Source organism: Bartonella vinsonii subsp. arupensis OK-94-513 (assembly GCF_000278235.1).
GTDB classification, from domain to species: domain Bacteria; phylum Pseudomonadota; class Alphaproteobacteria; order Rhizobiales; family Rhizobiaceae; genus Bartonella; species Bartonella arupensis.
Map to the genome: position 1 here is coordinate 1,133,768 of NZ_JH725037.1, position 9,907 is coordinate 1,143,674.

Annotated in this window: 5 protein-coding genes; all 5 read right to left on the bottom strand. The window is 36.3% G+C overall.

Annotation, left to right across the window (positions count from 1 at the left end):
* Positions 1–103: 103 nt before the first annotated feature.
* The gene (locus ME1_RS05000; RefSeq protein ID WP_004864133.1) at positions 104–892 is read right to left on the bottom strand and encodes an LbetaH domain-containing protein; all 789 of its coding nucleotides are present in this window, start codon (positions 890–892) and stop codon (positions 104–106) included.
* A gap of 75 nt (positions 893–967) precedes the next feature.
* On the bottom strand, positions 968–1,480 hold the full coding sequence (locus ME1_RS05005) for a hypothetical protein (protein WP_004864136.1): 513 nt from the start codon (positions 1,478–1,480) through the stop codon (positions 968–970).
* Between the two features lie 86 nt (positions 1,481–1,566).
* The gene (locus ME1_RS05010) at positions 1,567–2,283 is read right to left on the bottom strand and encodes a hypothetical protein (protein ID WP_004864139.1); all 717 of its coding nucleotides are present in this window, start codon (positions 2,281–2,283) and stop codon (positions 1,567–1,569) included.
* A gap of 81 nt (positions 2,284–2,364) precedes the next feature.
* A complete protein-coding gene (locus tag ME1_RS05015; RefSeq protein WP_004864142.1) occupies positions 2,365–3,018 on the bottom strand; it encodes a hypothetical protein in 654 nt (217 codons plus the stop codon).
* A gap of 1,463 nt (positions 3,019–4,481) precedes the next feature.
* Positions 4,482–9,437 (bottom strand): DEAD/DEAH box helicase, encoded by a 4,956-nt coding sequence (locus ME1_RS05020; RefSeq protein ID WP_004864148.1) that lies wholly within the window; start codon positions 9,435–9,437, stop codon positions 4,482–4,484.
* Positions 9,438–9,907 lie beyond the last annotated feature (470 nt).

Below are 9,907 nucleotides of genomic sequence, written 5' to 3' on the forward strand. Positions count from 1 at the left end.
AAATATGAAAGCCGTGTCATATAAATTTGGCACGGCTTGTTTTTTGAATTCTCTTTGTAAAATAGCATTTATAGCAAATAAAAAGCGCCCCCGCGTTTGTTGATTATTCCTTTGTTTCAATTTTCTCAATAATTTCCATCAGAATATCACTTTTAGAAACCTCTTTATTTGGGGGAACCTCCTTAATCTTACTTTGTCGATTGAGTTTTGCACGCCCACAAACACGACCCCAGACCTTAACAGTATGAGCAACCTGAGCTTTTTCATAAACAGAGCCATAAATTTCAGCACAGCCACTCACTTTTGCATAGTCATAAACCTTGCCATAGATTCTTGCACGGTTGTTAATAACAGCATGACCATAAACATGCGCATAGCTAAAAAGAGAGGCAGAACCTGAAACCTTGGCATTGCCATAGAGCCTTGCATATTCAAAAAGATAACTATTATGGGAAAGATGCGCATTGCCATAAACATGGGCTTCAATCGAAACGCGGCTATTGCCATAGACACGCGCCTTGCCATAAACATAACCCGATACAAAGGCATTGTTATAAACCAGCGCATTGTCATATATTTGCGCATATTGAGAAATAAAAGCCTGATCACAAATTTGTGCATTACCATAGACTTGACCACAAACATGAGCATGATGGCGTATTTTTGCATTCTCATAAACACGGGCATGTCCATAAACCCATGCATCATCATAAACCCAACAATTGCCATCATGAGAGAGATTGATTTCCTTTTCAATAAAGCCGCCAAGGTCACCAGCCTTGACATCATCAAAATTTTTTAAAGCTCGAATGCGATAAAGCTTAGTAATTTTTTGAGTAATTTTATCTTTCAATTGTTTCATTTCATTTGTTAATTGGTATTTTTTAGACATAACAAACGCCTCACAATTTCGATTGTGTTAAAATTTAAATGAGAAATTTGAGAGAAAGGGGCGCCCCGCAGCACCCTAGATGTTTAAAAGGGCTTTATTACGCAGCCAGAAAATTCTTAATTCATTATGAGAAAGCTGCTCGATATAAGCTCTTGTTTCAATATCATCACTAGTCTTTTCTAAAATCATAATCATGCCGTGAAGATTGGCATTTTCACAAACATGGAGATGATTTATCACACGGGCATGATCATAAATTCTTGCATTTCCATAGACATGAGCATGATCAAAAATGATAGCCTTTCCAAAAACGCATGCCTTTCCATAAACATAACCAGCGATAACAGAGTTATTAAAAACCTTGGCATCTTGAGAAATATGACCGGGATTTAAAACCAATGCATCACCATAAACCCAGCAGTTGCCATCATGGGAGAGGTTATTTTCATTTTCGATAAAACCACCTAATTGCCCCGCCTTGACATCAGAAAAGTTTCTTAAAGCTTTAATGCGATAAAGGGTACGATTAGCAAAGAGACGTATTTCATTAGTGATTTCATATTTTTTAGATAGATTTTTAGTGGTCATAGGTTTTATCCCTAATCTAAATAATTGCTAAAATTTGAATGAAAGAGTTTGGAAAGCAGGCGCCCCCGCCACGCCCGCGCCGTTATTTACGTTGCTTTATTTTCACTAATCTTTACAACTGTATCATTTTCATAAATTTCACAATCCCTAGGAATTCCATATGCATAGTGAGGGTTTTGTTTGGTATATAAATAACCATCTCTTTTTAATCTTGCATTGCCATGTACCAAACTTCTAATGATGTGATAACCAGTCACTTTTGCATTGCCATAAACAGAACCGTAGACCTTAGTATACCCCCCAACGCTAGCATTTCCATAAACAGAGCCATAAATTTTTGCTGCTCCATTAACAACGGCATTATCATAAACTTTCGCGTTTACTTTAATACGAGCAGAACCTGAGATTTTTGCATTACCATAAACCCGCGCCTGATGATAAACCCATGCTTTATTGAAAATATGAGCATTGTCATAAACATGCGCATCTAGATAAACGCGGGCGTGATTACAGACATGCGCATTACCATAAACATGACCACAAACATGAGCATTATGACGTATTTTTGCATTCTCAGAAACACGGGCATGTCTATAAACCCATGCATCATCATAAACCCAACAATTGCCATCATGAGAGAGATTATTTTCATTCTCAATAAAGCCCCCAAGGTCACCCGCCTTGACATCATCAAAGTCTTTTAAAGCTTTAATGCGATAAAGGGTATGATCATTAGATACACGGGTTTCATTTGTGAGTTCATATTTTTGGGATACAATTTTAGATACAGTTATAGTGGACATAGGTTTTATCCCTAATCTAAATAATCGATAAAATTTTAATGAAAGTTAGAGAGGGGGCCCCCGCCGCGCCCGCGGTGTTATTTACGCAGCTTGATTGGCATCTTCAGAATTGTAATCACAATCATCATCATAACCATAATCATCATAATATTCATGACGGTAATAATCATCTTTACTACCAAAACGTGGAATTGCCTCACTATCAATTTGATCATCTTCAGTTAAAGAGGCAGCGCTATGGATATAAGAATCCCCTGAGACAAGAGCGCCACAAATTACAGCATCATCGAAGACACGCGATTCATCACAAATATAGGCACCATCACTTATTTTTGCATTGCCCCCGACATGAGCATCACCACAAATGACGCTATCATCAGAAATATGAGCATAATTCGTTACACAGGCGTTATCATAAATTTTTGCATTGCCTTCAATAACCACAGCGTTGCTAACATGCGCATTGCCATAAACATCGACAAAATAACCCTTTACTTTTGCATTACCAAAGACACGAGCATTCTGGAAAACACGAGCATGATCATAAACCCAACAATCCCCTTTATGAGATAGGTTGCTTTGCTTTTCGATATACCCCCCGAGATCACCTTTTTTTACATCAGCAAAGTCTTTTAAAGCACGAATACGGTACAATAAGTGACCATCTACGCATTGCATATCACATGTGAACTCATATTTTTTGGATGATGTTTTCTTATTAACAGTAGCATTCATAGCTAGTGTCTCCTATCTGTTTAAAAGTTTCTTATTGATGCCTTAATAGGCATCGGGTGCTAAGAAACACGGCAGATAGTCCGTCGTTACACTTTCCCCTCTTGAGGGTATTGTATGGTATAACTACACCCGACAAGATCTTCATATACTAACAAGAGAATAAAAGACAGTCAGTTTTTATATTAGGGATTAGGTTTATCGTAACCTTTCCGCTATCTGTTTGATGTTTCTTAGGCATCTGAGTATTTAGATATCAAAATACGTATTTATTGTCAATTATATTTTGCTGTTTTTTGTATTTTTTTATGATTATTTTTTATCATATTGTGTATAAATATGCCTCATATGCCTATCAATATTCTCTATTTTATTGCATATATTTGATTCTATATTACGCAATTGCGTTATTTTCTCTTTTAAAATTCATAACAACTAGAAATGCTGCTTATGATGCGTATTTTTAACTTTATAAAGCATGGTTATTTTTATTGAATTCCTTGTGAATATTTTTGTGAATTTCGTTGTCATTTATAAGAGCTTTGTAACTTAAGAAGCTTTAATAGAGATCGCATTTTTATAACCAACGCTTTTGATTCATTCTCTATAGCCACCGCATCATATTCCTATAACAAAATGATAAATATGATCATGCGGTTTTTATCTTTTATAAGATAGATCTAAAGATACCTATTGAATTCTTATTCCATTATCAAAATCTCTTTTTATGTGGTTTTGTCTCTTTTGTTAGTTTTGTCTGTAAATCTTAACAAACAATTCTTATGATTTTAGTGAGTGTTTAAACCCATATCTTATGAGAAGGCATATGGCTCTTTAAAGCCTTTCAAAAGAGAGTGTGTAATTATGAAAGGTGCTATCAAGATTATTATCGTTATTAGTTTTAAGGATTTTGGAGGTTTTGGGGGTTTTGGGAGTGCCTGTCTCATTTTTCTTTTAATTTTTTTCAATAAAAAATAAAAATCATTATATTTCAATATGTTATTTTTTTACCAATTTTTCAAAAAACAACCTATTTCCATAATACAACCTATAAATACAATCAATAATATATGTTTTGTAGGGGTTTTGGGGGTATAGGGGGTGTTTTTTTGCTTTTTTAAAAATGAAGGAATTAAAAGCGTAAAGTGATATCAACATTCACTGTTTTCTTTAAAGAGAGCGTTTGAAAGATATGATGGCATCATCTTAAATTGCGCGTTAATCTTTTAAAGGCAATGTAAACAAATCTCATTCTGTTTAAGATGGGATTTCTTAAAAGCCTTAAAGCAATCCAAATGAGAGTGTTTAAAAGTGCAAAACCTCTCTTTTTAGAAGATCGCATGATAAATCGTTCCTTTTAAGAGTGTACATAATCATCCTTAACAAGAGAGTATAGATATAAACTCTATACCCCTTGTAAGATGTGCATACCCATCATGTGAAATATGAGTATGCTTTTAATAAGACTATTCAGTTTCTCTTAATTCCAATTTGGGGAGGTTCTTAACAATCTTCATTGTTTCTAAACTTACTGTAATAACCCTTTGAAACAATTCCAATGGATAAGCAGGGTTGCCAATGGTTTCAACAGCATAGCAATTGGCATCATTAACAATGCCACTCTTTTTATCAGTTTTTACACATTGACGTTCCATAACCCATTCAAGGGCAGGTTTACCATTCACGATATACTCATAAGCTTCCTTAGGGATATCTGTTATTGTGATATTATTGTTATAAAAAACAGTAGATTTATCTTTTTCCTTACCATTCCCAGCAAATTTCATTTCTGTAACGTAATAAAACTTTTCGGGGTTAGAAATATCTGTAAGTTTGGGGTCACCTTTTTTGAAGGTAACGGGATAAGGTTCTACAGTTTCATAATTGACGTGCAAATTGCCTAATTCACGCCCTGCTGTAACAAACATCCAAAAATCTTCAGCACTCTTTACGCAAGGGATGCGAGGGAGCTCTTTAGAGAGGTTATCAGCATAACGAGCCCTATAATCTTCTGAATGTAAAATCCCATAAACATAATAGAATAGATCATCTTTAGTGATTTTTTCATTCGGATAAGCAGCTTTAAAATGTGCTAATCCCTCATCAGTGATGGCATCACGGCGTTGTAAACCAGCGGCTTTGGTCTCTTCTGTAGAATTTGCAAATAAATGAGATTGTTTTTCGTTTTTATCTTTTGAAGCAGCATCATCTTCATAAATATAACGTGGAAAACATTGACTAGCAGCTATCGCATTAACATCAGGTAACTCTTTAATCATTAGGGTAGAAAAACCATTTACTCCTATACCTGTAACTTGAATTACCCTGTTTTCAACCGCTTTTCCCATAGGGAATATACGTGGTATCTGATAAACTCCATCGTTGAGAGCCCGATTATAATAAAGCCACTGTTGTGTAAAAGGACGATAAAGACTTTGAGCTAAGCAATCACTTTCAAATTTGAAAGTCTTTCCTTTTATCAAATCTTGTTTGAGATTATAACTCCAACTTATTTTGCTCTCATCTGAATTGACAAAATCATCGACAGCATTTGTACGCGTTTTTCGGTCAGCATGCGGATAGGTGTCATTAAAACGTTCGACTTCACTATTATAAAAGGCTAGCATATTATTCATATTTTTTGCTAAAATCCTACGGTTTGAGTTATATACCCATGTATCACGGCTGGTCATAATGCCACGGGAAAAAGTCTCAAACAGCTTTTTATCATAACCTTTTTTATAACCTATGGATAAAAATGCTTTGAAACTGTCATCCCGTTGACCAAGCCAATCATTATGCCTATCTGGTATAATTATTTGCCAACTTTGTTTACTCCGTGTAATGCCATCAATACTACTAAGGGACTCAATTATCGTAAGCTTTTCTTGCCTCGTGAGATAATCTCCAATATCACGGAAATATATTTTACCACGCTGTTTGGATTCCGGATTTTTTACAAGAATAGAGATAGCAATAGGGGCTCGTGACCCAGAACCAAAAATTTTACCTCCTTCTTTTCGAGAAAGCTCTCCAGAGGTTCGTTGATTACCACGCAAATGGAAAATATAAAGGCTGCTAAATTCCTCAACAAGGCATTTTCGCACGCCATCCATAGAGCATCCATTGATAAAACCGGCATTTGTCACAAAACCAATAACACCACGGTTTTTTATACGATCACTAGCCCAGCGGATGGCACGAATATAACTATCGTACAAAGCTTGCATACTAGTTGCTTTTGAATGAACAGCATAAGTTTCACTGATATGTTTATCTAAGAGTGGATAAGGAGTATTTTTTGCATTATCGTTTTCATTCTTTTGTCTCAAGGAGTAAGGAGGGTTACCAAAGATAACTTCGATATTCAGTTTTTTCTGAAGTTCCAAATATGCACTGTTTTCTTCTAGTAAACCCTTCATCAAATCTTGCTTTTCAACCATCTGAAACGTATCGGTTAATCCGATATGCTTAAAGGGAATATAATCTCCTTTCGTAAGACCATGATAGGTTGCTTCAATATTAATCGCGGCTATGTAATAAGCTAATAAAACAATCTCATTGGCATGGATATCATGACGGAATTTATATTCCATATCTTCCGGTTTTATCAGATCGGATTGCAACAACTGCGTGATAAAGGTACCAGTTCCCGTAAAGGGATCAAGAATAGAAACACCACGTGATCCCAAGCTTTTTCCAAATTCTTTTCGTAAAACATCATCAACAGAATGAATAATAAAATCCACAACTTCAACAGGGGTATAAACAATTCCTAATTTTTCTACCGTACGCGGAAATGCCTTGGCAAAAAAACTTTCATAAAGCGTAATAATGAGATTTTGTCTTGCTTGCGGGGTAGTGATCCCAGAAGCACGTAATTTTACACTGTCATAGAATTCTTTAAGCTCTTTTGACTCTTCTTCAATATTTGTTTGATCCAACACAGTTAAGATCTTTTCCATCGCTTGCGAGATGGTATTGTTTTGTACAAATTGATTGCCATCAAACAAAGCTTCAAACACAGGACGTGTCACAAGATGTTGTGCAAGCATCTCAACCGCTTCTTCTTGTTTGATATCACTGTTTAAGTTGTTCTTTAATTCAAGATAAAAGCTCTTAAAGGCATGATAGGCTTCACTCTTTTCATCAGAGAGCATATTTTGAAGGCGGTTGATATGGTTTTGTGCAATTTCAGCAACATTGCCAGCCCAGTTTTCCCAATAATCGGTAATGGCAAATTTCTTCGCAAGGAGTGTTTTAAGGGCATGGGGAAATTCAAAACAAAAGGAGTAGTTTTTTTCTACTTTATAGCTCTTAGAAGGTTCATAGGCGGGTTTTCCAATTTGTAATCCTATACTTTCTGATTTCTCATGGATTGAGATTTTATCTTCAATAGCCGTCATACTGTCTAAGGCAAGAATCTCTAGGGTATGACTTACATCTTGTCCTAAAATCATCTGGTTAAGAATAACCTCAAAATTCTTATCATGGGCAAGCAAAGCATTGATCACTTGCCAGACAACCTTATATCTCTTGTTGTGTCTTAAAGCCTGTTCAGCAGAAATCCCCGCAGGAACTCCAACCGGTAAAATGATATAACCTCTTTTCTTACCCTTTGCACGCCGCATGATACGCCCCACCGCCTGTATGACATCAACATGACTTTTGCGCGGGTGTAAAAACATCACCGCATCAAGAGCAGGAACATCCACACCTTCAGAAAGACAACGAACATTGCTTAACACACGACAGGTATTTTCCCCCGCATCTTCTCTTAGCCAATCTAGGAGTTCATTGCGTCGTTTTGCACTTTGTTTTCCGTCAATATGAGCAAATGTACAATTAAGAGGAGGTGTCTCTTTACGGTTCTCATAAAGAGCATGCAATCTTTCCTTAGTTTTATCAGAATTAAAGGCTTTACAGATACGTTCAGAGGTTTCAATATCTTTACAAAAAGCTAAAGCCCGACGCATGGGATTGGGGTCATCACTTAAATCAACTTTCAGATCGATTTTACTCAGAGCCTGATAACAGCCTACGAGCTTGGTTTCATCATCAAGAGTAAGTTCATAATTATCATCGGTCATAAGATGTTGAATGGATTGAGCCACGGCTTCTTCATTCACACCCAAGACAATAATCTTATAAGGTGCTAACAATTCATTCTGAACGGCTTTTGAGAAGGTATAGGTATAAAGGTTTTTGCCATAGAGCTCTTCATCATCCATAGAAGCCAGAACGGCATTAATCTCATTGGCTTGTTTCTTGGCATTATCGGTAAAGATCTTTGGAGTAGCTGTCATGTAGAGGCGTTTTTTGCCTTGTATAATGCTATTGTCGTGAACTTTGACAAATTCCGATTCACTGTTATCTGTACCCAACACAGCACCCGTTGTTCTATGGGCTTCATCACAAATGATCAGATCAAATTCAGGTAACGCATATTTCCTTTGTGCATCCGATATCACTTGTATCGAATGATAAGTCGAAAAGATAACAGTCATGACATTGGGAGAAGCCTTATTGGCTTTGCTAGCAAGCTGTTTTGCATCTGTTGTTGCAGGCAGGGCAAGATCAGAGCTATCAAGACCAGCATCATCATCTTGGTTTTTACGCCGCTTGCCAATGTGAAGATCAGAACACACCGCAAAGGACCGCAAGGGTATCTCTGTATCTGCTGTCCATTCCCTTATCGTTTGAGACATGAGAGCAAGAGAAGGTACTAAAAACAAAACACGCTTGCCTTGACCAGCAAGAGTTTCTGCTATCTTAAGGCTCGTAAAGGTTTTTCCTGTTCCACAAGCCATAATCAGCTTGCCACGGTCTGCTTCTCGTAAACCCTTACAAACAGCTTCAAGGGCTTCTTTCTGATGATCTAAAAGCTTTTTCTTCTTTTGTTCTTTAAGGACAACCGTTTCTTTTCCTTCAAAACGACTCCAATCGATTTGACTTTTTTCCAGATCAAACAAATTAATCTGTTGAATGCGAACTTCTTGTCCTTCACAGGTGTGAAAAGCGTTATCACTCCAATCACTTTCAGTGCTATCGATAAGAATGCGACGGGTGAAGATCTTTTTGCCAGAGGCAGCAATAAAGCTATCAATATCTTCTTTCTTAATGCAATGAGAGGCTTCATAGCATTTACATTGAATGGCAGCATAGCTTCCTTCATCACGAATTTTAGCGACCAGATCAATGCCAATATCGCGCCCATCTTCTCCACGCTCTTTCGCCCAATCACAATAGGTTTGAACCTGTTCATATTCTTGGCATTGCAAAGGGTCTTGCGTCAAATAAGCCATGACAAGGTTTTCAAAGAGAGTACCCAATTCACGGGGTGATTTTGCCTGTTGACGATAAGATTGTAAGAGAGAGCGTAAAGAGGATTGTTTGTTATCAGACTTGAGGGATTGAAGCATTATAGAGAAACTCCATAGTCTTATGACATTAATCAATGGGCTTCGAAAGAATCGAAATGGAGTTTATTAAATACATTTAGGATAAATATCGAGTCTGAAATGGGAGAAAAACTCCCGAAAAGCCATAAAATGCATCAAAAAAATTTAACAAGATGCAATTATAAACAGCATGTAAAAAGCAAAGTAGTGAAATTTTCTATTCATTTTATGGGAAATTAAGACAACTCCAATATGTGTTTTTAAGAGTTCAAATATGCAATTTTGAAGAGTTTTATTGCTTACTTCATAAGAAAGTAAAAAACACCCCCTATACCCCCAAAACCCCTACAAAACATATATTATTGATTGTATTTATAGGTTGTATTATGGAAATAGGTTGTTTTTTGAAAAATTGGTAAAAAAATAACATATTGAAATATAATGATTTTTATTTTTTATTGAAAAAAATTAAAAGAAAAATGAGACAGGCA